The sequence below is a fragment of the Weizmannia sp. FSL W8-0676 genome (assembly GCF_038593015.1).
Taxonomy (GTDB): domain Bacteria; phylum Bacillota; class Bacilli; order Bacillales; family Bacillaceae_C; genus Weizmannia; species Weizmannia coagulans.
The window spans coordinates 424,075-449,465 of the sequence record NZ_CP151954.1 but is presented as its reverse complement, the minus strand read 5'-3'; the positions used below and the strand labels follow the sequence as shown (position 1 = coordinate 449,465).

Genomic DNA, 25,391 nt, shown 5'->3' with positions numbered 1-25,391 from the left:
TTTGTTACTTATGATAACGCTAATAAGCGTAATCCCTCATTTTTGATATTGATTGCTGAATTGTGATCGCGATCTAATACAAAGCCGCAAGAACATTTATATACACGTTCAGATAATGGCATTTCTTTTTCCTTGCCGCAACATGAACACTTCTTAGTGGAGGGAAACCACTTATCAATTTTCACAAGTTGTTTCCCCTGTTCTTTTAGCTTATACGCTAAGAAAGTAGTGAACATCCCCCAGCCGTTATCGTGAACGCTTTTCCCAAAGTGAAGGGCTTGAGACATCCCTTTCATGTTCAAGTCCTCAATCACGACAGCATCAAAGTTAGAAGCTAATTCTTTTGACTTATGATGAAGAAAATTCATGCGTTGGTTCGCCACTTTCTCATGTAACTTAGCCACTACTAGTCGTTGCTTGTTCCAACGTGCAGAACCTTTCTTTCTTCGAGAAAGAATTCGTTGTGCTTTTGCTAATTTATCTAAGGCTTGCCGATAGTAACGTGGGTAATTGGCTTTCTTACCCTGTTCACTCTCGACATATAGACCATCCATAGCAAAATCCAAACCAACAACTTTCTGTATGTTAACTGGACGAATATCTTTCTCATATTCTGTCAAAATTGAAATGTAGTATTTGCCTGTCTTTGTTTTAGAAATAGTGCAAGATTTGATTTTATAATCAGCAGGTATCTCTCTATGCTGTTTCATTTTTATTGGCTTTTTGATTTTTGGCAGTTTGATATGACCATTTTCTAGCTTAATATTTCCGTTGACCATATTAGTTGTATAGGATTGTTTTGCTTTACGATTTTTGAACTTTGGAAAATCCGCATTTCCTTCAAAGAAATTCTTATAAGCAGTCTGTAAGTTCATTTGTGCATTTGCCAAAGCGAAAGAATCCACTTCTTTTAGGAATGGAAATTCACTTTTATATTTTGCAGGAGTCGGAAACTTTTGCTTTTTAAGCAATTCTTTATCATCCTTGAACTTTTCATACGTTTCTTTGCGTTCAGCTAACATCTTATTGTAGACAAAGCGAACACAACCAAATGTCTTAGCTAATAATGCGGATTGTTCTTTGTTTGGTAACAAACGAAACTTGAAAGCTTTGTTTTGCTTGGCCATATCAATTCACCTCACTTTGTGCGGAAAAATTTCGTATATATTGATTATATCGTAAAAAATCCGTACAATCAATATGAGGTGATAATCATGAGAGAAGAGAAAGAACGTGTAGAAATTCGTATGCCTAAGACGATATTAGAAAAATTGGAGCAATATCAAAAAGAAAATGGGATTCCAACTAGAACAGCCGCAATCTTAGAATTGTTGAGAAAAGGATTGGAAAAATAACTTTGGCTAAAGCCAACCGAAATTCATCTCCCACCTACTCATTGGTGCGATTCGCACCTTCACATTCCTTGAGGATGGGAGACTTCTTTCGGAAAGCCGTTAAAAATTGCCCGGCGAAAGCTTCACCAACTTGTTCCGACTGTAACTTCAGCTTACTCATATGGTTTCTCCCCAGTAGCACGATTGATCTCCTCAATCCGTAAACAATCTTCAATTGCAAATAACATATTTTCCAACTGGCGTTTGGCAGCCCTCGAATTGGCTTTCCCGCGTAAAGAAAGTACATAAGGTTTTTCTGAACGATCTTCAGCTAACAATTCTTCAACGGTAATCCCCATAACTTTTGCGACTTGAGCCATTCTGTTTGGAAGAAATTGCCGTTTTCCTGTTAAAATATGTCCCATTAAGGATTTACTGATTCCTACTTCCTCAGCAAGATCTTGAATGGATTTTCCTTCTGTGTCAAGCCAATCTCTCACTTTTTTGATTGCCGCTTCATTGGCTTTATTCATGAATTACACTCCCTCAATTATTCCTATATCTTTATTATATACAAAACCACGCAAAAAGTGTAGACGTCTACAAAAGTTGCAGCATAGTATCTCCCTTGTTTGGGATACCTTATACGAATACACTATTCATTGCATTTGGTAATAATTGACCAATATCCCCAGCTTAAAACACCAGCTGAAGGCGATGGAATTTTCACCTAAAACGATCTATCATTCCAGAATATGGAGAAACGGCCCCCTACCTGGAGGCCGTTTCATCTTACTTCACTTTTACATATCTGTATTTGCTTTTATTCCCTGCCTTGTCTTTTGCATAAATCTTCAGCGTGGATCCTCTTTTTTGTTTCTTCATATGCACCGAGTAGGTTCCTTTTGAATTTGCCGTTGCTTTTCCGACGTAATGGCTACCGTTGTAAACATAAACCGTCGCGTATTTTTCCGCCTTACCGAAAACCGTTGTTGATTTGTAAGTGACCTTTCCGGCTGTTGGAATGCCAGGGGCGGTTTTATCTACAACCTTAAACGATTTTCCTGCACTTGTATTTCTCGATTTATCCGTCGCGTAGGCTGTCAGAGTCGTTCCTGCCTTTTGCTTCGATTTGATCCTGATTGAGAAGGTGCCTTTACTGTTTGCTGTCCCTGTCCCCAGCACCGTTTTACCACGTCTAATCGTCACTTTGGCACCGGCTTCTGCTTTACCTGTAATCGTTGTTTGATTATCACCAAACCGATTGACGGACGGGGCCGATGGTGCTGTTTTGTCTTCCACTTTGAAGGATTTGCCTGCACCCGTATTTCCCGCTTTATCTGTCGCATAGGCTGTTAGAACCGTTCCTGCTTTTTGCTTCGATTTAATTCTGACTGAAAAGCTACCCTTACTACTTGCTGTGGCTGTACCCAAAATCGTTTTTCCGGATTTAATCGTTACGGTTGACCCAGCCTCGGCTTTACCTGTAATCACTGTTTGGTTATCGCCAAATGGTTGAACCGTTGGCGCTGCCGGAGCCGTTTTGTCAATGACCGTTACCGTTGTTTCACCGCTCTTATTCCCTGCTGCATCTTCCGCATAAACGACAAGCTTCGTTCCTGCTTTTTGTTTTGCAATGGTTACCTTAAATGCACCGGTATGATCAGCCGTTGCCGTACCCAAAATGTTTGAGCCGGATTTCACAGTAACTTTTGCCCCCGCTTCCGTGGTTCCTGTAACCGCAGTGCTTGCATCACTTACTTCATTCACTTTCGGCGCTGCCGGAGCCGTTTTGTCAATGACCGTTACCGTTGTTTCACCGCTCTTGTTCCCTGCTGCATCCTCTGCATAAACGACAAGCTTCGTTCCTGCTTTTTGTTTTGCGATGGTTACATTAAATGCACCAGTACTATCGGCTGTTGCCGTGCCTAAAATGTTCGAGCCAGATTTTACTGTTACTTTCGCGCCCGCTTCCGTGGTTCCTGTAACCGTAGTACTTGCATCACTTACTTCATTCACTTTCGGCGCTGCCGGAGCCGTTTTGTCAATGACCGTTACCGTTGTTTCAGCGCTTTTATTCCCTGCTGCATCCTCTGCATAAACGACAAGCTTCGTTCCTGCTTTTTGTTTTGCGATGGTTACATTAAATACACCAGTACTATCGGCTGTTGCCGTGCCTAAAATGTTCGAGCCAGATGTTACTGTTACTTTCGCGCCCGCTTCCGTGGTTCCTGTAACCGTAGTACTTGCATCACTTACTTCATTCACTTTCGGCGCTGCCGGAGCCGTTTTGTCAATGACCGTTACCGTTGTTTCAGCGCTTTTATTCCCTGCTGCATCCTCTGCATAAACGACAAGCTTCGTTCCTGCTTTTTGTTTTGCGATGGTTACATTAAATGCACCAGTACTATCGGCTGTTGCCGTGCCTAAAATGTTCGAGCCAGATGTTACTGTTACTTTCGCGCCCGCTTCCGTGGTTCCTGTAACCGCAGTGCTTGCATCACTTACTTCATTCACTTTTGGCGCTGCCGGAGCCGTTTTGTCTTGAACAGTGACGACGGTTTCTTCACTCTGATTGCCCTTGCCATCTTCTGTATATACATGCAGTTCTGTTCCAGCCTTTTGCTTAGGAATGCTGACCGAAAAATTTCCATTTGAATCAGTAGAATTGGAACCAATTTCCTTTCCGCTCACCGCTACTTTCACAGTCACATTCGGGTCGGCCGTACCGGTAACCACTGTGTCATTATCCCCCACCGTTTGAACGGACGGTTTTGAAAGAGACGTTACAGCGCCTGCATCACCTTTTTCAAGAAGCGTATAGGTAACATCGTCTCCTTTGTCAGAAGGAACTTGAAAATCATCCTTGGAACTTAAAGCTTTGACGATGGATCCGCCGCCTTTTATATGGATTGAGGAGCCGCTGTAGGTTTTTACTTTCAGCCCGTCAAAAGCGGTATCCCCTTTAAATCCGTAAAGGCCGGTGTCTTCTTTCAAGACAAGTGCAGCACGGAAATCTGTCATAAACTGGCCAAAGCTAAGGTTCGGATCAATGTATTTGTGGATGATATTCTGCACTGCTTGATAATCAGTATGTGGATCACTAATCAATTCTTTATAAATCGTGTTTCCTTGTCCACACTGGGCCTTTAAATATTCCATAAACAGGTATGATAAAGAATAGTTTGCCAATGTGTCACCCTCATAATCCCAATACAGGAGCGAATGGCCTTTTGTAATGTCCGCATCTTCATTGTAGTAATCAATGCGGTCATTCAACGGCGCACCGGTGTAAATTTGTTCAGCCGCCATCGAGAGGCCCTCATTCATCCAAGTATCCATATCGGTCAATCCTTGCACAAATACTTTCTGGTTAAAATTAATCATATGTTGAAATTCATGCGCCAGCGTAGAATAAGCTTGCGAAACATCTTTCGTAGCAGACATGCCCATCAATGGATAGGTATCAATATAGAAAATTTCCGACTCATTGGAATAGCTGTAATGATACAGGTCGCGCGGAGAAAAATACCCAGCCACGTAACCGCCGCTTCCACTAAATCCATCTTGAATGTCATAGCATAGTATATTGACCTTCCCGTTTTGGTCAACATCAGATGGCAATCCGAAATTATCGACATCTAATCGATAGATTTTATTATCGAATTCTTTTCCAAGTAACGTTGCTTCGTCCTCTGTAATATCATTGTTGTTCACCCAAACGTTGGCATGAGCACCACTATAAAGGAGCGTTGCAGAAATGGATGAAAATTCGTTGGTTTCCATGTTTTGGACGTAGAATGATTTGCTATCCCCTTTCACATAGTCTTTTTTAATCGACTTTGTCTCTTTTTTCAAAGCTTTATTTTGGTTTTTCTCTGTGTCAAACGGTGCCACATAATCCATACGATATGCAGACGGGCTGAGATTTTTGCTGTCGGCATAGGCATCATTATTAATACGGAAAGAACCGGTATATTCAGAAACCGAGCCATCAGTAGATTCATTGCTGATGAGTTCATAGTACTTGGTATCCCCGGCATTTGAACCGCTGCCTTTATAAAACGGGTTTGCCACCTTAAAGTAAGTCACACCGCTGAAGTATTGATCCGAAAAGCTTCTTAGTGTGCCTATCCTTATATAAATATAGGGATCATTTTCATAGAGTGATTTATCAATGGTGTAACCCAAAACATTTTCTGTAAACCCACCTATATTGTGATAGGCACTCCCCAAATAATCCATTACTCCATTTCGGTTGGTATAGAATTCAGCATACAAATAAGGGTCCGTGCTACTGCTATTGCAAGCATGGCGAATGAGCAGCTGCATTTTGGTGTCTGAGTATTCCGCTGTAGAGATATAGGTAAGATAATGATAGCTGCCATAGGTGTCTTTCAAAGCACCGGCATATTCTCCCTCTCCAACCAATGGATAATCGTCCGGATTTTTGTAGTTTTGCTGTCCTTTTTTATCCAGATGAGGCTTGGTATTCTGATTCAGGCCAACATCAGCGGATCCCACCTTATTTTGCTGGTCAGCCTTACTGCTTGCCTGGGCACCTGTCGGCAACCCAGCGATCAAAGAAAACGCCAACAACACATAGAGTACTATTTTCATTTTTTTCATTTGATTCCCCCCCCTAATCTTTTACCAAACAAATGCGGTGCTTTTCCCCCATTTTGAAGGATAAAAAGTATCCAAACCATTAAGACAAAAGAAGACATCCTTTATAGGCAACCAGTAGCAATCGGTGCAGTAAGGATTTTACTCCCATTCTGCATACGGTATAAATTGCATCCAAATAGAAACTCTCTCAAGTAGCCATGTTGAAAATTTGGATGGCGCAAGGAAAAATCCCGAATAAATAATTATGATCACCCCCAAGTATGTATTCATCTTTTTTTCAGCTTCCCCAACTGCTTTTCTATGGGAATATACAGTATGATGATTTCTTTCAAACGTCTTATCAGAATTCCTTATAAAAACGGAGGTAAAAACGCTTTATTCCAAGTTTACAATATCTTCTAAATATTGTCTAGCTGGATATGCAAATTTCAGTTCTGAAGAGTAAATTCATCAATTTTTAGATGTTTTATGATAAAATGACTTATCCACATTTAGAAAATTTTTCCATCTATTTTTTCTGCTTTCAAAGTCAAAAAGAGCCGAATTTGCAAATTTCTTTTTTAAAATTGTGGATAACTTCCAGCTCTGAGGAGTAAAAATTTTTCGTGATAATTTAACTATTCCCCCCCAAAAATGCGGCTAAATATGTAATAATTTAAATAATTAGAGCTTGCTGGACGAATATTTTGGCATGGCTTAGTGACAAGTCGAATACAAGCTAAAATTTGATTCGTTCAGCAAGCCCTAATTAAACTTGGCTGTTTTGAGGGGGTTTTTATTTTGGTTACTAGAAAAGAAAAAAGAAATCGTGAAAAAGAAGCAAATTATTTTTTCGAGTTCCTTAAAATTCAGAAGCATTTTTTCAAAGACCTGATGAATAACCTAAAAAAGGTAGCAGACCACCGACATCAAAGCTATATCACTTATGGTCCAGAGGTCCTTTTATTTACGATGATGTTGAAAAATATGACCGGCCTAAAATCCATGAGAAACATGAGTGAGAGTTTTAATAAAGAAGAATGTATTAAAAATGTAGGGAAGGTGTTAGGCTTAGATTCTCTTGAAGAACTTCCACATTATGATACAATTAACGACTTTTTATCTGGCTTAGATGTAAATGAATTAGAAAAAATTAGAACGTATATGATTAAAGAATTATTGAAAAAAAGGTCTCTCGAGTCTTATCGAATTGAAGGAAAGTACTGGGGTGTCATCATTGATGGAACTGGATTACACACCTTTCATGAGAAACATTGTAAACACTGCCTGAGACGGGCATATACAAATAAAGAAACAGGAGAAACGAACGTACTTTATATGCACCATGTACTTGAAGCCAAGCTTGTCGTGGGGGATATGGTCTTCAGTATTGCCTCCGAATTTATCGAAAATGAATCAGAAAATGTTTCTAAGCAAGATTGTGAATTAAAAGCCTTCGACAGGCTGGCAAAGAAAATAAAAAAAATATTTAAAAGACTACCGATTTGTATCTTGGGAGATAGTCTCTATGCATGTGAAACGGTATTTAATCTGTGCAGGGCGCACAAATGGAAATATATATGCAGATTTAAGGAAGGGAGAATTAAAAGTATCTCGACGGAGTTTAAGGCAATAAAAGAGCTGGAACAAAGTAAGGATCAGAATTCATTAGTTTGGGTGAATGATATTGCCTACAAAGACAGAACGGTCAATCTGATGGAGGCCACAATGAAAACAGAGGATGGGAAATCGAAAGAGTATGTATTTATAACGGATATTAAAATCACGAAAAAGAACGTGGAACGACTCATCGCTGCAGGAAGAAGCCGCTGGAAGATTGAAAATCAAGGATTTAACGAACAAAAAAATAATCGTTACAATATAGAACATGCCAATAGCCAAAACTACACAGCCATGAAAAATCATTATTTATTAGTTCAAATAACAGATATTATTAGACAGCTGTTTGAAAAAGGTTCGTCAATCTTAAAAGCACTCAAAAAAACGGCAAAAGAAAAATCCTCAAATCTGTTGGAATCGTTTCGGACACGTATTTTAACAGACGAGGATTTCACCCATTTAAGTAAGCCAATACAAGTAAGGTTTACTTAATGGTTATATTATAGCAAAGGATGTGATGTAAAAAAAGGTTTTTTTGAAGTTATCCACAATTTTAAAAAAGAAATTTGCAAATTCGGCTCTTTTTGACTTTGAAAGCAGAAAAAATAGATGGAAAAATTTTCTAAATGTGGATAAGTCATTTTATCATAAAACATCTAAAAATTGATGAATTTACTCTTCAGAACTGGATAACTTCAAAAAAACCTTTTTTTACATCACATCCTTTGCTATAATATAACCATTAAGTAAACCTTACTTGTATTGGCTTACTTAAATGGGTGAAATCCTCGTCTGTTAAAATGCGTGTCCGAAACGATTCCAACAGATTTGAGGATTTTTCTTTTGCCGTTTTTTTGAGTGCTTTTAAGATTGACGAACCTTTTTCAAACAGCTGTCTAATAATATCTGTTATTTGAACTAATAAATAATGATTTTTCATGGCTGTGTAGTTTTGGCTATTGGCATGTTCTATATTGTAACGATTATTTTTTTGTTCGTTAAATCCTTGATTTTCAATCTTCCAGCGGCTTCTTCCTGCAGCGATGAGTCGTTCCACGTTCTTTTTCGTGATTTTAATATCCGTTATAAATACATACTCTTTCGATTTCCCATCCTCTGTTTTCATTGTGGCCTCCATCAGATTGACCGTTCTGTCTTTGTAGGCAATATCATTCACCCAAACTAATGAATTCTGATCCTTACTTTGTTCCAGCTCTTTTATTGCCTTAAACTCCGTCGAGATACTTTTAATTCTCCCTTCCTTAAATCTGCATATATATTTCCATTTGTGCGCCCTGCACAGATTAAATACCGTTTCACATGCATAGAGACTATCTCCCAAGATACAAATCGGTAGTCTTTTAAATATTTTTTTTATTTTCTTTGCCAGCCTGTCGAAGGCTTTTAATTCACAATCTTGCTTAGAAACATTTTCTGATTCATTTTCGATAAATTCGGAGGCAATACTGAAGACCATATCCCCCACGACAAGCTTGGCTTCAAGTACATGGTGCATATAAAGTACGTTCGTTTCTCCTGTTTCTTTATTTGTATATGCCCGTCTCAGGCAGTGTTTACAATGTTTCTCATGAAAGGTGTGTAATCCAGTTCCATCAATGATGACACCCCAGTACTTTCCTTCAATTCGATAAGACTCGAGAGACCTTTTTTTCAATAATTCTTTAATCATATACGTTCTAATTTTTTCTAATTCATTTACATCTAAGCCAGATAAAAAGTCGTTAATTGTATCATAATGTGGAAGTTCTTCAAGAGAATCTAAGCCTAACACCTTCCCTACATTTTTAATACATTCTTCTTTATTAAAACTCTCACTCATGTTTCTCATGGATTTTAGGCCGGTCATATTTTTCAACATCATCGTAAATAAAAGGACCTCTGGACCATAAGTGATATAGCTTTGATGTCGGTGGTCTGCTACCTTTTTTAGGTTATTCATCAGGTCTTTGAAAAAATGCTTCTGAATTTTAAGGAACTCGAAAAAATAATTTGCTTCTTTTTCACGATTTCTTTTTTCTTTTCTAGTAACCAAAATAAAAACCCCCTCAAAACAGCCAAGTTTAATTAGGGCTTGCTGAACGAATCAAATTTTAGCTTGTATTCGACTTGTCACTAAGCCATGCCAAAATATTCGTCCAGCAAGCTCTAATTATTTAAATTATTACATATTTAGCCGCATTTTTGGGGGGGAATAGTTAAATTATCACGAAAAATTTTTACTCCTCAGAGCTGTGCAAATTTTTCAAATCATTTTGCTCTTTTTTTATACCGGATAAACTAGGGCTTTTTCCCAATCACGGCATCATACAAATTGAAGAACTGGTCCATTTGCACACTTCTTTTACGCATTTTCTTCGATGTTTCTGACATCCAAAAATAACCGAAAGTTGACGGTATTGCCTGTCCGGAATTTGACGAGTATAATGTCCTCGTATTTATTCTTGAGAAAGGAAAAGGACATCCCCCATGATGTATAACTGTACCATCAGCTATACGGGGAATGTCCCACCAAAAATAACGATTATGGTTATTGTATCAGATTATAAGCTAATTGAAAATACTCAACTTGGTGTTTTTGGTTAGGGGTGCGGAAAAAGTACCTTCCCCTTGTTGTGGTAAACATATGAAGGTTATTGGGACAAGAGATCGAAAAGCCATTGATAGATCTGGAAAGAAGCATATTTATAATATCAGGCGTTTACAATGTGAACAATGCGGAAAGATTCATCATGAACTTCCAGAATTTCTGGTGCCTTATAAAAGATATAAATCGGAATGTATTGAAACGGTTTTGACTAATCGTTCCAATCATGATATTCCGGCAGATGAATCAACACTTTATCGTTGGAAAGACTGGTTTTATTTTTATGTAGAATACTGGATCCATTGCCTTGTTTCCATTAAACATCAGACCAAACAAGATGGGGACGACCTGAAAGTTTTGCCCGAAACTTCGGGGACCGCACTCCAAAGATTAGGGCGATTGGTGGGCAATGCCTCCGGATGGCTGGCGCGTGTTGTCCGACCCGTTGTAAATTTTTATTTATGGGTACATACCCGTTCTGCATTCTTGTCCGGCGGGGGTTGATTTACACTCATGGTAGATAAATAGGAAAGGAGTCTATCATGAATGGATCACAAGAAAGCAGATGAAATGGCAGCCCAAAGGTTTCAACTCATTTCTCCATTATTGGCGGATGGATTGGATGCCGGAAAAGCGAAGGAATTAAAGGAACAAATTTGTAAGGCCTCCGGCCTTTCTGAAAGGACTATCAGGCGTTATTTAACGCAGTTTCGAAAAGAAGGATTTTCAGGATTGAAGCCCAAAGGAAAGCAGTCCCAAACCAAGCCTGAGGCAGTCCCGCCGCATATCATAGAACAGGCCATTCTACTTAGAAGAGAGGCCCCCAGCCGAAGTGTTTCACAAATCATACAGATACTTGAATGGGAAGGTCTTGCAGAACCCGGGCAAATCAAACGTTCAACCCTTCAGGAAAAGCTATCAGAGAGAGGATACAGTTCCAGGCAGATGAGGCTTTATTCGCAATCAGGAGTGGCCGCCAGAAGGTTTCAAAAAAGACATCGGAATCAGCTTTGGCAGTCTGATATCAAATATGGCCCGTATTTACCGATTGGCCCAAATGGTGCCAAGAAGCAGGTATACTTGGTCGCCATTATTGATGATGCGACGAGGTATGTTTTACACGGTGAATTTTATCCGACACTTGATTCCCGGATTGTGGAGGATGCTTTTCGACAAGCAGTGCAAAAATATGGTGCTCCCGAAGCCGTTTACTTTGATAATGGCAAACAATACAGGACGAAATGGATGGGGAGAACCTGTTCAAAACTTGGAACCAGGCTGGTTTACGCGAAGCCATTTTCGCCAGAAAGCAAAGGCAAGGTTGAAAAATTCAACCGGCTCATTGATTCTTTTCTGGGGGAAGTCTCACTAGAAAAGCCGAAGACATTAGAACGGTTAAATGAACTGTTTCAAGTCTGGCTGACAGAGTGTTATCAGGAGAAGCCGCATTCTGCGCTTGGGGAAAAAATAAGCCCAAGATCGGCATTTAGAAGTGACAGAAAAGCACTTCGTTTCATTGAGCCAAATACATTGGCGGATGCATTCCTGCATTGCGAAACACGCAAGGTGGATAAATCCGGCTGTATCAGTTTCATGGATCAAAAATACGAAGTAGGCCTGGCATTTATTGGGCAGAAAGTCGAAGTTATCTATGATCCTGCGGATCTGGAGGAACTCACCATTGAGTTTGAAGGCTATTCGCCATGGAAAGCTCATAAACTTGAAATTGGTGAAAGATCAGGGAAAAGGCCACCCCTTCCTGATCATCTTCAGCCACAGAAAGCCGATTCATCAAGATTATTAAAAGCTGCGGAACAAAAGTATCAGGAACGACAGATGGAACAAACACCAGCCGTCTCCTTCCGGGCTGTATGGAAGGAGGACGGTGAGAATGTTTGAAGCCTTCTACGGTATGACTCATACGCCTTTTTCACGGGATATTCCGACTGAAAAGCTTTATGATTCTCCTATGATGCAGGAAATACTGGGGCGGTTAAAATATACGGCTGAAAGGCAGTTATTCGCGGTTTTAACAGGCGATTGTGGGACTGGGAAAACGACGACTATCCGTAAATTTGTTGACCGGCTTGATGATGGACAATATAAAGTACTGTACTTGTCTGATTCCAAATTAACGCCTCGACATTTTTACAAAGGGTTGTTGGAACAACTCGGGTGTGAGTCTAAATTTTATAGAGGCGATGCAAAACGGCAGCTTCATCGGGAAATTGAGCTTATGAGAGGAATTCATGGCGTTCAGCCGGTAGTGGTCGTGGACGAGGCCCATCTTCTTGATCGGGAAATGTTGGAGGAAGTCAGATTCCTGCTGAACTTCAAAATGGATGCCCAAAGCCCTATGAGCCTGATTCTTGTCGGACAAAGTGAATTATGGGACCGCCTGCGCCTCCAATCCTTCACAGCAATCCGCCAAAGGATTGATATTCAATTCAAACTGGGGCATTACGACAGAGCTCAATCTGCAGAATATATTGCCATGCATTTACAATATTCAGGAGTAACTGAGCAAATTTTCACAGATGTAGCTTTAGATGAAATCCATCGTTTTTCCGGGGGATCCGCAAGGATCATCAACAAGATTTGTACCCACTGTCTACTTTACGGAGCACAAAACAGGCATCGAATCATTGACGATCATATGGTAAAACGTGTGATTGAAGGGGAACTTTCGTGAAATGACAATGATTTAAATTTAAGTATTAAACTCATAGGGGAAGCCACAATAAAGCGCAAACTGGCTTCCCCCCTTAATTGACAACAATTCCGTCAATTTTTGGACAAATAACACCGTCAATTTCCTGCCATTTTGGGTCGTCAGTAACACTTCGATAAAACAGAACAACTTTCCTGTTTACATGACTCATTTTTTACTTTAGAGCCCTTGCCAAAATGCTATATCCCCTGAAACTGTAAGCAGTCAGACAATTAAAGGTCGTTGATTTATTCCACTAAAGAAAAAAGACGTTTGTAGGAACATTATGACAAATGTAAAAAGAAATTGTGAGTTTTTGATTTTAATGGGGTAAATTTATTTATTATAAGTGTCTAAATTTTTCCGCTTTGGTCGGTTTTAGGCGGGTTTCAATAGATTAAGCTACTCATTCCTGTGGTAAATATTGTAAAACGGAAAAGGATGATTTTTTTTGAAAAAAAATATAATGGACCCATAAAACTAGACACAAAATGAGGAGCTGTTAAAGTAGGTTTATGAGAAAAAGTTATACGCCTGAATTTAAAACTCAAGTCGTGCTAGAGGTCTTAAAAGAAGAAAAAACGATGAACGAAATTGCTTCTGCTCATGGAATCCATGTGAATCAAATTCGCCAATGGAGAAATGCTTTTCTTGAACAGATGCCAAAAGTCTTTGAAAAAGGCAACAAAAAAGTTGAAAAAATGAAAGCCGAGTATGAACAGACCATTGAAAGTCTCTATGCGGAAGTCGGCCGCCTAACCACGCAGTTGTCGTGGCTTAAAAAAAAATCTGGAATTAAGGAGTAGAGCAGAACGAGTTGAAATGGTCGACTGGGATGACGAAGCAAAACTGCCAATTTCCATCCAGGCCGATCTTTTGAGCCTGAACCGTTCAAGCCTGTACTACAAGCCAGTCGGGCCGTCTCCTGAAGAATTGTTTATCAAACATCGGATTGATGAAATCTACACCAAACATCCCTATTACGGCTCCAGGCGCATTGCTGCTTTACTGAATGCCGAAGGTTTGGTCATCAACCGAAAGGCTGTACAGCGCCACATGAGGGAAATGGGAATCGCCGGGATCACACCTGGTCCAAACCTGAGTAAGCGCAGTCTTGAACACCGAATATACCCGTACCTTCTTAGAAACTTGAAGATTACACACCCTAATCACGTGTGGGGTATTGACATTACTTATATCCGGCTTCAAAAAAGTTGGATGTACCTGGTGGCGCTCATTGACTGGTATTCCCGCTATGTCGTTAGCTGGGAGATAGACCAAACCCTTGAGATCGACTTTGTGCTGGAAGCAGTGAAACGGGCATTCTTAGTCGCCAGGCCAGAGATCTTAAACAGTGATCAGGGCAGCCATTTTACCAGTCCCAAATACACGGATCTGGTGCTTGAGAACACGATTAAAATCAGCATGGACGGCAAAAAAAGAGCCCTTGACAATATCATTACCGAAAGGCTTTGGCGAACCATCAAGTATGAGGAAGTATATTTAAAAGAATACAATTCCCCTAGAGAAGCAAGGAAAGAGATTGGTAACTTTATACAATTCTATAATCACGAAAGACTCCATCAGGCCCTGGGCTATAAGACTCCTGCCTCCGTTTATGGCCTTTGAGTGATTCATCCTTCGGGTAGAGGATACTTCTCCGGGGGTGTTGTGTCAAGGGTTCGGCAAAGCCCTCGCTACACTCGCCCTTGACACAACACCCCCGGAGAAGGAAAAATAAAGCAGGATGAATCACTCCAAAAAAAGTGAACTGTCCACTAACTGCCTCCAATGAGCATCCTCACGCTCTATTAGTCAGTATCTGTTTTTCAGATTCTGACCCACCTTAAAAATTTTAAATTTGTGTCTTGACGATGGGGTCCACCTTAGCTACTACTGTTTTTTCACTGATCTCTTAAAAGCGTGTTCGAAGCCTAGTCTCATACTTGCGCTTGCCTTCACTAAATTTTTCCTTCATAGGCATTACGTCCAGAGGCACCCTGCCTTGCCAAGGGTTCCAAGGTTTTGTCTTCCGATTTTTGATGGGCTTTCCAATCTCGGTCCACTTAGGCGAATACCAAGAGAATTGCGGCGTTCAGTTTATCACAGTTTCGGTAGATTTTATCTGCCAAAATCGCTTCCGGATAAAATCCGAACCGGTTGTAGAAGAGCTCAACAGATTCCCTAAGAGTGGTCCCTTCATTATAATTTTCCCAGTCGAGGTGCTCAATCAAGGCATAACCATCTACGACACTGATGGCGACTTTTGAACCGAACTCCACGTTCGCTTTTGCCTTGCCGCGCACAATTGGACGGACATGTGGCTGGGAAATGCTTACAATCCGGTGGTCAACCCGGTGTGTTTTCTTTTTGTACATTTCTGCCTGTTGGCGGTAAAGTTCATGAATCACGAGAAGTTGCCGATATTCATCTTTGCTCAAAAGAGACAGGGAGCTTTGGGTAAGAAGATTTTCAATGATTTTCAGATCCCGTTTCACATACCCAAGCTGCTTGCCGACAGCTTTCCGGATTTTCCGGGCGCCAGCTTTGCGTTGCTTAGCGACAGAAAGATAGTCCTTGCGGGCTCTTTTCTTGTAGGTCCGTGGCTTACGTAATTTCCTTTTGTGTGGTTCATGCAAGACATCAATGATATGTTCCAGTTTCTCGCGAGCTTCGTTCAACGCCTCAAGGTCTGTATTGATTTTTTAATTCATATTCCACAAATGGTAGAAAAAATCTTCTACATAATTTAATGATGATCAGTCTTTTTGTACATAACAATTGCCTACATGTGAAAGGTATTTTACGTGTTTCCCATAAAATCCTTATACTTTATATTTAAAGTAGTCGAAACTCTTTTCAAACCTGGAATTTTTTCTTATTCAGCAAGCTCTATTTAGATCTTATATTAGCATAAATATCCCTTAGTCTATCCGTTATTTCCTGAAGTAACTGATTTATCGAGATATCTGGATCTTCAATTGCCTTTTTATAGCCGTATTCAAGCACATGTTTAAAATCATTTTGTATTTCTTTCCTATTCAATTTATACTCCTCCTAAATATTCTGGGGTTTCCCCCTTCCTGATTTCTATTGACCAATTTCACTCACAAACCAAAAACTCCTCTACTTAACCACAAATCCAGAGCGCAACTTTAAAATTCGATATTCTCTCGTTCTATTTCAGTCCTAACAGGCCCTCACATAAAAAGAAAAATAAAACCAGCATTATCCAACTAGAAAAATCAATGTATAAAGGATCATCCTGTAAATTCGACATACCGGAATATCTATATTTAACTACCATACTTTACAAAAACAAAGAGTAATAAAAAATTCATATTTTTAAAAACAATCACCATTTAACTTAAAATCATTCCCCTGAACCACAATAAAATGGTACTTATAAATCCAAATAAATTTAATAACTTGAATAAGATATTCTCACACCCCTTTGTCACTCATATTATTAACACCGTTATTATACTAATTCACTCTCAAAAAAGAACCTCTAAAACTTAATATCCTTAACAATATTAAAAATAAGTATAACTTCTTTTTTCTTCAATAGTAAATAGAGCATGTAAATAATTATATATATAATAAATGCGAGATAAGTGCACAAAAACCAAGAACACAAAATAAATATAATAGAAATACCAACCTCAATAGTTAAATCTTTTTTAAAATTTATTTTTAAAATTTTAGATACAATAGTCTCCGAAATAATATAACGAATTGCCAGTATTGCCAAAATAGAAATCACCGTTAAATTTAAATTGTTCAATATAAATACTGACAAAAAGCTTAATAGAACACTTAGCAATGCAGTAATTAAATTTATTTTCAACAATAAATTTTCTTTTCTTAAAGTCTTTAAATAAGTGTTAATTAACAACTGCATTTTACTTTCAAACAAGCTCATAGGAAATAATATAGCCATATACATAATGCTATCAGAATATTGCGGTAACCACAATAAAAGTATCTCTTTAACTGGATAATAAATAACAAGAATACCAACCAAAGGTACAGTAATAATTGATCTAATTTTTTTATATATGTCTGGCAAATTATCATATGATGTTCGTCTTAAAACTGGAAACAAAACTATACCTAAAGCATTTATAAACATAATTAACATATTAGATATGCTTAGAGTTAAAGAAATTTTGCCAAATGTTCGCACACTCCAATTTTTTTCTACAAAGTACCTTACTACACCAACAATAAACATACTTGCAAAATTTGCAAACAATAATTTACTACCCGCAGAAATATTTAATTTTATTTCTCGAAGGGTATTTTTAAGGTAATCAATTTTCCCAAATACTATATCTTTGCAAACTAGGATTGCATATAATGTTGAAACTATCTTCCCCAGAATGTCAGCCAAAATTAAAAAATCAAAATCAGTAATGCCAATTAGCAAGAAAATAATAACTAGAGAAAAATAAAATACTCTTTCCAACAAAGTAACAACCGCATATTCTTTAATTCTGTTTGTTGCTTGAAGAATAAAAGTTAACAAAGAACGTGGAACAACCAAAACTCCAGAAAAACAAGTAAAAAATACCACACTAATTTTATCTGAATTGTTGTTTGAAAATGCATACATATAAGCAATTGTAAAATCACAAATAATATCAAATAATACTAGAAACCAAAACTGTGAAATAAATAATTTTTTTGGTAATTTGTCATATTTATATCCACCATATCTTAGGTATGCCCCATCTGTTAGTCCAAGTGACATATAAGAAATATAGGAGTTAAAAAAAATATAAAGCTGCCAATAACCGTAACTCTCTATACTGATGAATCTTGGAACAATTACAATAAGAATAGTAGAAATTAAAATGGAAACAGAATTAGAAATAAAAGTGTAGGAAAAATTACGCAACAGATTTTTCATTTATATACCTCGACCAGCCCATAAAAAATAAGTGAGTTTTGTGCTAAGTCTTGACAACAAACAAGATAAAAATATCTTTTTACTTCTAACTTCGGTGAGTCTGTATTTAAAGAGATTCATTTTTAACTGATTAATTACATTTTTATTAGCGTTTATTTTTATACTATTTAAAAGAAGACTTATGTTCATATGCATATAATAAGTAATGTATGTTTTTTTCAGTATTGAAACGCCAGATTTATCTAATAAATTTATTATCTTTTCTATTGCATCTAATGAGCTTATTTTTTTTATATTAAATCCAGAAGTAATATTGTTAGAATGAATAAAATAGTGATAAAACGGGGAATTATCGTACACTATTTTTTTTGCTTTCAACATAGTTTCACAGCAAAATAACAAATCCTCACAAAAATTTATATTTTCATCAAATTTAATTTTGTTTTCTTTTATTAGATTTAATGAAAATAGTTTATTACACACAAATCCTTTAAAACTGTTTGGTTTTAGCATCTCGTTTAAAGCTTGAATTCTATCGTAAGTTTTTATAAGTCTATCAACATTGATTAATTGCTTTTGCTCATCGTTATAAACATATTCTTTAACATAATTACATATAGAAATATCTGAATTGTATTTTTTGATAGTACTATATAATCTTTCTATCATAGCATTATCAATCCAGTCATCCGGATCTATAAAATTTATATATTCTCCATTCGCTTTTTCTATACCTACATTTCTCGCCGAAGAAACACCACCGTTTTCTTTATTTATAACAGTAAATCTACTATCCTTGTTTGCAAATTCCAAACAAATTTTTAAACTATTATCTTGAGAGCCGTCATTAACCATTATAACTTCTATATTTTTGTAAGTTTGATTTTGAATACTTTTTAAACATCTACTTAAAAATTTCTCGGAATTATATATTGGTACAACAATTGTTACTAACATTTTACATTTTCTTCTCCTCATAACTAGTTAGTTTTATTCTTTTAATCGGTAATTTGTAATACTGTTTGCTTAATATTAATGCTGCTAATAATATAGCAAATAATGTTACTATATTAATTATGCTAAAAGTGGTTACAAAAAATGAGGTAAAGGTATCTCTAGGAGCATACATAAGTAGTCTAGTCATAGATAGGCAAACCCATTTTCCGATAATTCCCTTCTTTCTAAATAAATATACCTGTAAAGCTAAAATACTTCCCATTACAAAGTTTCCTAGTATTACGCCAAAATATCCAAGATCTTTATAAGCTTCAGCAATATAACATGAACCATATCCCCAACCTTTTATATATCTTTGTGGGCTTAACAGATAGGAAACAGAATCAGCAAAACTATTTCCATATAAAGCTGAATCTATGGTTTGGGGTTGAAAGACCTGAGTACTAAATAAAAAATGAGAAATTGCATTATTTCTTAAAAAGTCTATTATTCTTCCAATAGAATAAATTTTCCCTAAGGGTAATTGATCAGACAAAGAATAAGCATATCCTATTAAGTTTACGCTAACCCCTTGTGAATAAAAAAATTCATAAATACTATTAAGAAAAGAAAACTCGTATTTGGAATCAACCCTTATATAAGCTACTGCATTTAATATCAAAATTAAAAACGGAAATGAGATGACAGCAGTAACAAATTCTTTTTTTCCAAACCATTTTTCCTTCTTATCCTCCCTATTCCTTAGGACAAAATACACCAATATGATTAATATATTTAATACAAAGTTATTCCTCTGTCCTACTATTAAAGATAGAACACCTGACATAACAAATAATAATATTGGAAAAAAACTTCTCTTCTTTTTTGGTAAAGTAGCTAAAAAAACAAACAGAGCGCTTGGACACATTTCACTTATTTTTATTACCCATGATGGAAAGGAAGAATCGTAAGAAGAATACAGCTGAGAATACCCTAAATTACTAGTAAACCTTGCTTTATCTATCATTACTAAAATATTAAAAAGATAAGTAAAGTAAAAAAGTAATTCACTTACTATAGCCACATTTTTAACAAAGACCCCATTTGAAGCTTTTGATCTATTTGGTTTTTTTGGTTTTCCCACATTTTGTTGTTTTAATAAAAATCCTTGAAACAGAAAATAACCAATATAAAGAAATAATAAGCTCAAGAATAGTGTTGTAAAAATAATTAACACGATCTTCTGATTATCAAAATCTAATCCATAGTAATTATTATTATATGGATCATAGTATCCAGTAAGAGGCTTTACTATTAATCTTGCTAATAAAAAAACAAAAAAAGTACAATTAAAGGCGAAAAATATAATTCTATCGTTTATTCGTTCACAAGCATACCAAATATTGTTAGTAAATAACATACAAATTGAAACCAGCATAATATTAGTATTGTTAAAACATAGGCCAATTAGAAAAAACAAGAATGAAAACACAAATATGATAATTCGATACCTTTTTAACAAAATATCACCTATCTTCAATTTCTAAATTTAAGCTTGTTAGGTCGCATGCAAAATTTGAATATATAATTTCTGCATTACACCTTAATTTCCAAATTTCAAATGCATTTTTGCACATTGTACTGTAACAACAAGAAGACATTTTTTTAAATTTTAATATATAATTAAAAATTTGATCCGAATTACAATCTCTCTCCAATAAAAAACCGTTTTTCTCATTATCAACTATTTCTTTTGTTCCTCCCACATCTGTTGCAATAACGGGTACACCCATAGAGAGTGCTTCCATGATTGAAACCGGCACGCCCTCAGAGGATGAAACGTTTATAAAAAAGGTTATACTATTTTCATTATACCATTTAATAACATCTTGATTTTTTTTGAATCCAGTAAAGTGATAATTTTCTTGTCTTAATTTTTTTTTAGCTAACCGTTTTATATTTTTAAATTCTGGTCCGTCACCTATATGAGTCCAATAAAAAGGTATATCTCTTTTTTCTAATTCAACTAAAGCATCTATTAATAAGTCAAGCCTTTTTACCTTCCGAATAACAGAACAGCTGACAATATACAATTTTTCATTAGTAGTTTTTCCTGTCATAGCTGGAGCTAATGTACCTAATCTGGATAATTTTATTTTGTTTTTCTGTTCAGGAAAGTTATTTATTAAATAGTCTACTCCATCTTGGGAGCATGGAAAAACAAAATCCAAATTATTAATTAAAAATTTTCTTTCGGGTAAAAACTTTAAAGGTGACTCGTTTACATATAAATCATATCTATGTGCTCTAGAAATTGCGTATACCTTCCTGCCATTAAAATAATTATTTTTTAACTCAACGGCAACTCTTGCTGTAACATACAACCAATAACTATATATGGTAATAGAATTATAGTTTTTAAAATTACAATTCTCATCCAATAAACTTTTAGTAACGTTATATATCTCCATAGCTCTACTCTCAAAATAATAACTGTAAAGCTTATTAAGTGTTTTTTTTGTTTCTAAAAATGTTATGTTTTTCTTTCTAGAAATTGAATTAAATTGATGGAGGAGCATCTTTAATTTTCCAAATACCGAATGTTTTAATCCTACTACTAATGGATAAACATTCTCTGGTAATGGCCTTGTTTGTACCATCTCTTTGGACACCATGGTAGCTATAATATAAATTTCCTTAAATTTTTTTGATAAATATTTAATTTCCGTTTCTAAATATTCTTCCCCTTTATAATAAGGATAATAATTTGTCAATAAAATTAGACAGTTATTCATTAAATATGGCTCTCCCTTTTACTGCTTTCAGACATATATGTTGAATTATTTCTGTTAATGTTTTTTGAAGTAATTACAGAAATGACTGTTTTGAAAATTATCTTCATATCTAATATAAATGAGACATTTTCAACATAAAATAAATCATTTTGAATTCGTTGTTCCATTGTTGACTTATTCCTAAGCGTTGCCTGATTATAACCAGTTATTCCAGGCAAGACATCAAATTTTTTAAAATATTCCTTTGGGTAGTGGTCTTTATTCCCTAATGGACTCGGCCTAGGCCCAATAAAACTCATATTTCCTTTCAGCACATTTAAAATTTGCGGCAATTCATCTATACTAGTCTTTCTTAAAATTTTTCCTATTCTTGTAACCCTAGGATCATTATTGGAATTAAATGTACTACCATCTTCATTACGAATGTCTGGTGCATCAACTTTCATAGATCTAAATTTATACATTTTAAATTCTTTCATATTTTTCCCTAATCTAGAAGCATTGTAGAAGATAGGCCCCCTATCTTCTAACTTAATTAAAATAGAAACCGGAACTGTTATAATTAAAAAAAATGGAAGAACTATTAATGATAACAAAATATCTAAAAAACGCTTAATAAAGTATTGGTACATGATCTAACTCCTTCATTAAATCATAGATTTCTTGTAGAGAACTAAAAAAACTATAATCCGCTTTAAAGTTCAAAACATCCAGTGCTTTGCTACTTTTCATATAAGAAGATTCAATATTTTCGCTTGCGCTTGGATCTTTTATAAGTAAATTGCCTTCATTTTTAAATGCTAAATTAATTTTTTCAGCTACCTCCAGATTAGTCAAGGATTCTCCACTACCAATATTATAATTTCCTGATGCTTCGGATGTATTTAAAGCACATAATATGGCCTTAGCTGCATCTTTTGCATATAAGAACTCTCTTTTAGATATGCTTTTTGAATCTAGAACTAAAGTTTTTTTATTAAAAGCCTGTCTAAAAAACTTGTTTATCATATAATTGTTCTTCTCGTTAAATCCGTATATGTGAGCAAATCTCAGGTTTTTAATATCAAGTTCATATCTTTGTGAATAAATATTCCCTATATACTCACATGCCATTTTACTTACCCCGTACATTAGTTTAGGCATAGGCGGGTGTTCCTCTGTCCATGGTAATAAAGTTTCATCAGAATACACAGAGATAGAAGATGCATATATAATATTTCTAATTTCATTCTTTAAACATGCTTCGTATAAATTTTGGGTAAGGACCTCATTATCATGAAACTCTGATATTCTCCCCTGACTTCCTCGTTTTGCAGCAAGGTGAACAACTGCATCAATGTCAGATAGGTTATCTATTAAATCAGTAATTGAATAGTCTGTAAAACGGTATTCTACGTTACCATCTATTATAACTTTTCTGGTTAAAATAACCGGTTCATGTTTATATTTCAAAAGTTTATCTACTAAATACCTTCCAAGAAATCCAGTGCCTCCTGTTATAGCAATTTTCATAACATACTCCTCTTATAAATAAATTTTATAATACAACGTATTTTATATTTTCATTATGAAATAACCAATTTTTTCATATTTGCCATTTACAGGCCTTATAAGGTCATCTTGATTATAGTATTTGAAGCTATACAAGCAATTTAACAGCTCACCATCATATTTAGAATAATCCGCTCGTGAATTTGGTTCTTGACATATAAATTCTAACACATAATTATCTTTGAATTCCTCTATACCATTATTTAATTCGGATATGTTGTTATTAATTAAATGTTGGAACGTTAATTTTATTAAATTAACTCCTGTGTACAGTTTCAAGATATTCCACATATGACACCCATCTAATCGTGGTGTAATTTCAATAATATATGGGACACCTTTTTCTAACTTCATTTGTGCATATACTGGCCCATTATTTATTTTTAGCTTTTTACACGCTAACTCCAACATCGTCTTCAAATCACGTTCTTGACTAGAACTTAGATTTTTAGAAGGCACAATGTGTTTATGAATCAGTCCTGTAAATTGCGGCCATGTATCTCTATCAGAAGCTACCATGAATTGTATTTCTCCATTTACAAGGTATCCATTAACTGAAATTTCCGGGCCTGAAATATACTGTTCTATTATTACTAAACCAGATCTCGAATAACTTTTGGCAATCTCATATCCTTCTAAATATTCTTCATAGTTATTTACTAACTTAACGCCTCTTTGTCCTTGGGAATCAGTTGGTTTTAAAATAAATGGAAAATCAAGTTCAAGTTTATCCTTCCTACTTTTTACCACTTGAAATTTAACATTTCCTCTGAAATCATTTCCCAGTATTTTTCTCATTGAGTCTTTATTATTACATATTCTAGCAGTATCGTTCGTTACAAAATGAGGCAGATGAAGACGCTCACTAATTAAGTTTACTATTGGCATAGCGATATCGGAGCCTACCGAATATACTAATGATATATCATTATCCTTAATAAACCTAATTATTTTATCAATGTCTAGAATATTTATTTCTGCAAAATGATCTGCTGCTTCTGCACCTGGTCCATCTTTTGCCATTGCGCATGCATAAGTTTCAAACCCCATTTTTTTAAGTTCTAAAATTGCATCCATTTGCACTGAAGCCACACCTAGTATTAATACTCTGTTATTTTTCATTTTATTTCACCATTTCCATTAAAGTATTGCAGACATACTCTACTTGTTCATCACTTAATAATGTATGAAGTGGTAGAGTTATCTCATTTTTATACATATTAAATGCATTAGGAAAATTATTAATGTCAAATCCTAATTTTTTGTAAGCTGTATGCATTGGTAGTGGCTTATAGTGTACATTTGTTGCAATACCCTTTTCTGCCATTTTTAATATAATATTATTCCGATATGCTTCGTCTTTCCCTTTTATTCTAACAAGATATAGATGACCGCTTGATGAGAAATTTTCACCATAGTGGCTTAAAACTTCAAAAAGATTACTATCCAAATTTTTGTTATATAACTTTATAATTTGTTTTCTTTTATCTAAAAGATTTGTATACCTTTGAAATTGTCCCAAACCAATTGCAGCCATAATATCCGTCATATTGCACTTATATGCAGGATATACTATATCATATTCCCAAGAACCAAGTTGAGTCTTTGCTAAAGCATCTTTTGATTGTCCATGTAAAGAGAGAAGCATAAACTGATTGTACAATTTTTCATTATCTATACCTGGAATATCTCTCCATGTAACTGCCCCACCTTCTGCCGTTGTAAAGTTTTTTACAGCATGAAAAGAAAAGAAAGAAAAGTCGGCAACTTCTCCACTTTTCTTCCCCTTATATGTAGCACCAAATGAATGAGCAGCGTCAGCTAAAACAATAACATGGCCAATTGCTTCCTGAATAGTATTTGACGGCCGAAACAAATGACGATTATTTTTTACAATTTCAAATATCCGGTCGTAATCACACATTACACCGGCCAGGTCAACGGGTATTATCGCTTTTGTTTTTGAAGTTATTGCTTTTTGCAACTGATTATAATCCATTTGAAAGGAATCTTTTGCGGTGTCAACAAGCACTATTTTTGCACCCACATGATTAATTACACTGGCTGAGGCAGTATAAGTGTATGCTGTGGTTATAACTTCATCGCCTTTACCTATTCCTAATATTCTTAGTGTCAACTCTAATGCTGCTGTTGCAGAATTCAAACAAACCGCTCTGGCAGCATTTGTAAACTCCTCTATTTTTTTTTCTAAAAGCTTTGTTTTTGGACCAGTTGTTATCCATCCTGACCTTAATGTATCAACAACTTCGTTAATCTCAACTTCACTTATGTCTGGTGGTGAAAATTGTATCTTCAT

General features: G+C 35.8%; 19 protein-coding genes and 1 pseudogene. 6 read left to right on the top strand and 14 right to left on the bottom strand.

The genetic code is table 11. The features are described from left to right. Positions 1–8: 8 nt before the first annotated feature. A complete protein-coding gene (locus NST20_RS02170; protein ID WP_342399974.1) occupies positions 9–1,127 on the bottom strand; it encodes an RNA-guided endonuclease TnpB family protein in 1,119 nt (372 codons plus the stop codon). An 87-nt stretch (positions 1,128–1,214) separates the two neighbouring features. Between NST20_RS02170 and NST20_RS02165 the strand changes: the two genes are divergently transcribed. Next, a complete protein-coding gene (locus NST20_RS02165) occupies positions 1,215–1,355 on the top strand; it encodes a ribbon-helix-helix protein, CopG family (RefSeq protein ID WP_003352379.1) in 141 nt (46 codons plus the stop codon). A 152-nt stretch (positions 1,356–1,507) separates the two neighbouring features. On the opposite strand, the gene NST20_RS02160 is transcribed toward NST20_RS02165, so the two are convergent. Further along, positions 1,508–1,867, bottom strand: coding sequence for a helix-turn-helix transcriptional regulator (locus tag NST20_RS02160; protein WP_013858322.1), 360 nt, complete (start codon positions 1,865–1,867; stop codon positions 1,508–1,510). Positions 1,868–2,126: 259 nt separating this feature from the next. Further along, positions 2,127–5,963 (bottom strand): Ig-like domain-containing protein, encoded by a 3,837-nt coding sequence (locus NST20_RS02155; protein ID WP_342399973.1) that lies wholly within the window; start codon positions 5,961–5,963, stop codon positions 2,127–2,129. Between the two features lie 780 nt (positions 5,964–6,743). Here NST20_RS02155 and NST20_RS02150 point away from each other — a divergent pair. Beyond that, positions 6,744–8,054 (top strand): transposase family protein, encoded by a 1,311-nt coding sequence (locus NST20_RS02150; RefSeq protein ID WP_013858128.1) that lies wholly within the window; start codon positions 6,744–6,746, stop codon positions 8,052–8,054. Positions 8,055–8,304: 250 nt separating this feature from the next. Here NST20_RS02150 and NST20_RS02145 read toward each other — a convergent pair whose 3' ends face one another. Next, positions 8,305–9,615 (bottom strand): transposase family protein, encoded by a 1,311-nt coding sequence (locus tag NST20_RS02145; RefSeq protein WP_013858128.1) that lies wholly within the window; start codon positions 9,613–9,615, stop codon positions 8,305–8,307. Positions 9,616–10,152: 537 nt separating this feature from the next. Here NST20_RS02145 and NST20_RS02140 point away from each other — a divergent pair. The 4 genes from NST20_RS02140 (at position 10,153) to NST20_RS02125 (ending at position 14,506) form a co-directional block, all read left to right on the top strand. After that, positions 10,153–10,671, top strand: coding sequence for a DUF6431 domain-containing protein (locus tag NST20_RS02140; RefSeq protein ID WP_340703907.1), 519 nt, complete (start codon positions 10,153–10,155; stop codon positions 10,669–10,671). 42 nt (positions 10,672–10,713) lie between these two features. Then, positions 10,714–12,066, top strand: coding sequence for a DDE-type integrase/transposase/recombinase (locus NST20_RS02135; protein ID WP_342399972.1), 1,353 nt, complete (start codon positions 10,714–10,716; stop codon positions 12,064–12,066). Then, positions 12,059–12,859 carry an AAA family ATPase gene (locus NST20_RS02130; RefSeq protein ID WP_342399971.1) on the top strand — a complete coding sequence of 267 codons (801 nt, stop codon included), beginning with the start codon at positions 12,059–12,061 and terminating at the stop codon, positions 12,857–12,859. Before NST20_RS02135 ends, NST20_RS02130 begins: the two co-directional genes overlap by 8 nt. Before the next feature lie 533 nt (positions 12,860–13,392). Further along, positions 13,393–14,506, top strand: a protein-coding gene (locus NST20_RS02125) for an IS3 family transposase (RefSeq protein WP_179234616.1) whose coding sequence is annotated in 2 segments (ribosomal slippage) — positions 13,393–13,658 and positions 13,657–14,506 — 1,116 coding nt in all. Because the reading frame shifts where the segments join, the coding sequence is not laid out codon by codon here. 289 nt (positions 14,507–14,795) lie between these two features. Here the strand turns inward: NST20_RS02125 and NST20_RS02120 are convergent. The 10 genes and pseudogenes from NST20_RS02120 to NST20_RS02075 form a co-directional block, all read right to left on the bottom strand. After that, positions 14,796–15,573: pseudogene (locus NST20_RS02120) on the bottom strand (IS5/IS1182 family transposase); the annotation flags it as partial. A 196-nt stretch (positions 15,574–15,769) separates the two neighbouring features. Continuing rightward, positions 15,770–15,922 (bottom strand): hypothetical protein, encoded by a 153-nt coding sequence (locus NST20_RS02115; RefSeq protein ID WP_162533417.1) that lies wholly within the window; start codon positions 15,920–15,922, stop codon positions 15,770–15,772. A gap of 466 nt (positions 15,923–16,388) precedes the next feature. Then, entirely contained in the window at positions 16,389–17,792 is a 1,404-nt protein-coding gene (locus NST20_RS02110; protein WP_342399970.1) for a hypothetical protein, read from the bottom strand. Then, a complete protein-coding gene (locus NST20_RS02105) occupies positions 17,793–18,749 on the bottom strand; it encodes a glycosyltransferase (RefSeq protein WP_110133786.1) in 957 nt (318 codons plus the stop codon). 1 nt (position 18,750) lies between these two features. Further along, positions 18,751–20,250 (bottom strand): O-antigen polysaccharide polymerase Wzy family protein, encoded by a 1,500-nt coding sequence (locus tag NST20_RS02100; protein ID WP_110133785.1) that lies wholly within the window; start codon positions 20,248–20,250, stop codon positions 18,751–18,753. A gap of 4 nt (positions 20,251–20,254) precedes the next feature. Further along, entirely contained in the window at positions 20,255–21,523 is a 1,269-nt protein-coding gene (locus tag NST20_RS02095) for a glycosyltransferase (RefSeq protein ID WP_342399969.1), read from the bottom strand. After that, positions 21,523–22,155, bottom strand: a complete 633-nt coding sequence (locus tag NST20_RS02090) for a sugar transferase (protein ID WP_342399968.1) — start codon at positions 22,153–22,155, stop codon at positions 21,523–21,525. The genes NST20_RS02095 and NST20_RS02090 overlap by 1 nt, the downstream gene beginning before the upstream one ends. Beyond that, positions 22,136–23,035 (bottom strand): SDR family oxidoreductase, encoded by a 900-nt coding sequence (locus NST20_RS02085; RefSeq protein ID WP_342399967.1) that lies wholly within the window; start codon positions 23,033–23,035, stop codon positions 22,136–22,138. The genes NST20_RS02090 and NST20_RS02085 overlap by 20 nt, the downstream gene beginning before the upstream one ends. A 42-nt stretch (positions 23,036–23,077) precedes the next feature. Beyond that, positions 23,078–24,196 (bottom strand): ATP-grasp domain-containing protein, encoded by a 1,119-nt coding sequence (locus NST20_RS02080; protein ID WP_342399966.1) that lies wholly within the window; start codon positions 24,194–24,196, stop codon positions 23,078–23,080. A gap of 1 nt (position 24,197) precedes the next feature. Then, positions 24,198–25,391, bottom strand: coding sequence for a DegT/DnrJ/EryC1/StrS family aminotransferase (locus NST20_RS02075; protein WP_342399965.1), 1,194 nt, complete (start codon positions 25,389–25,391; stop codon positions 24,198–24,200).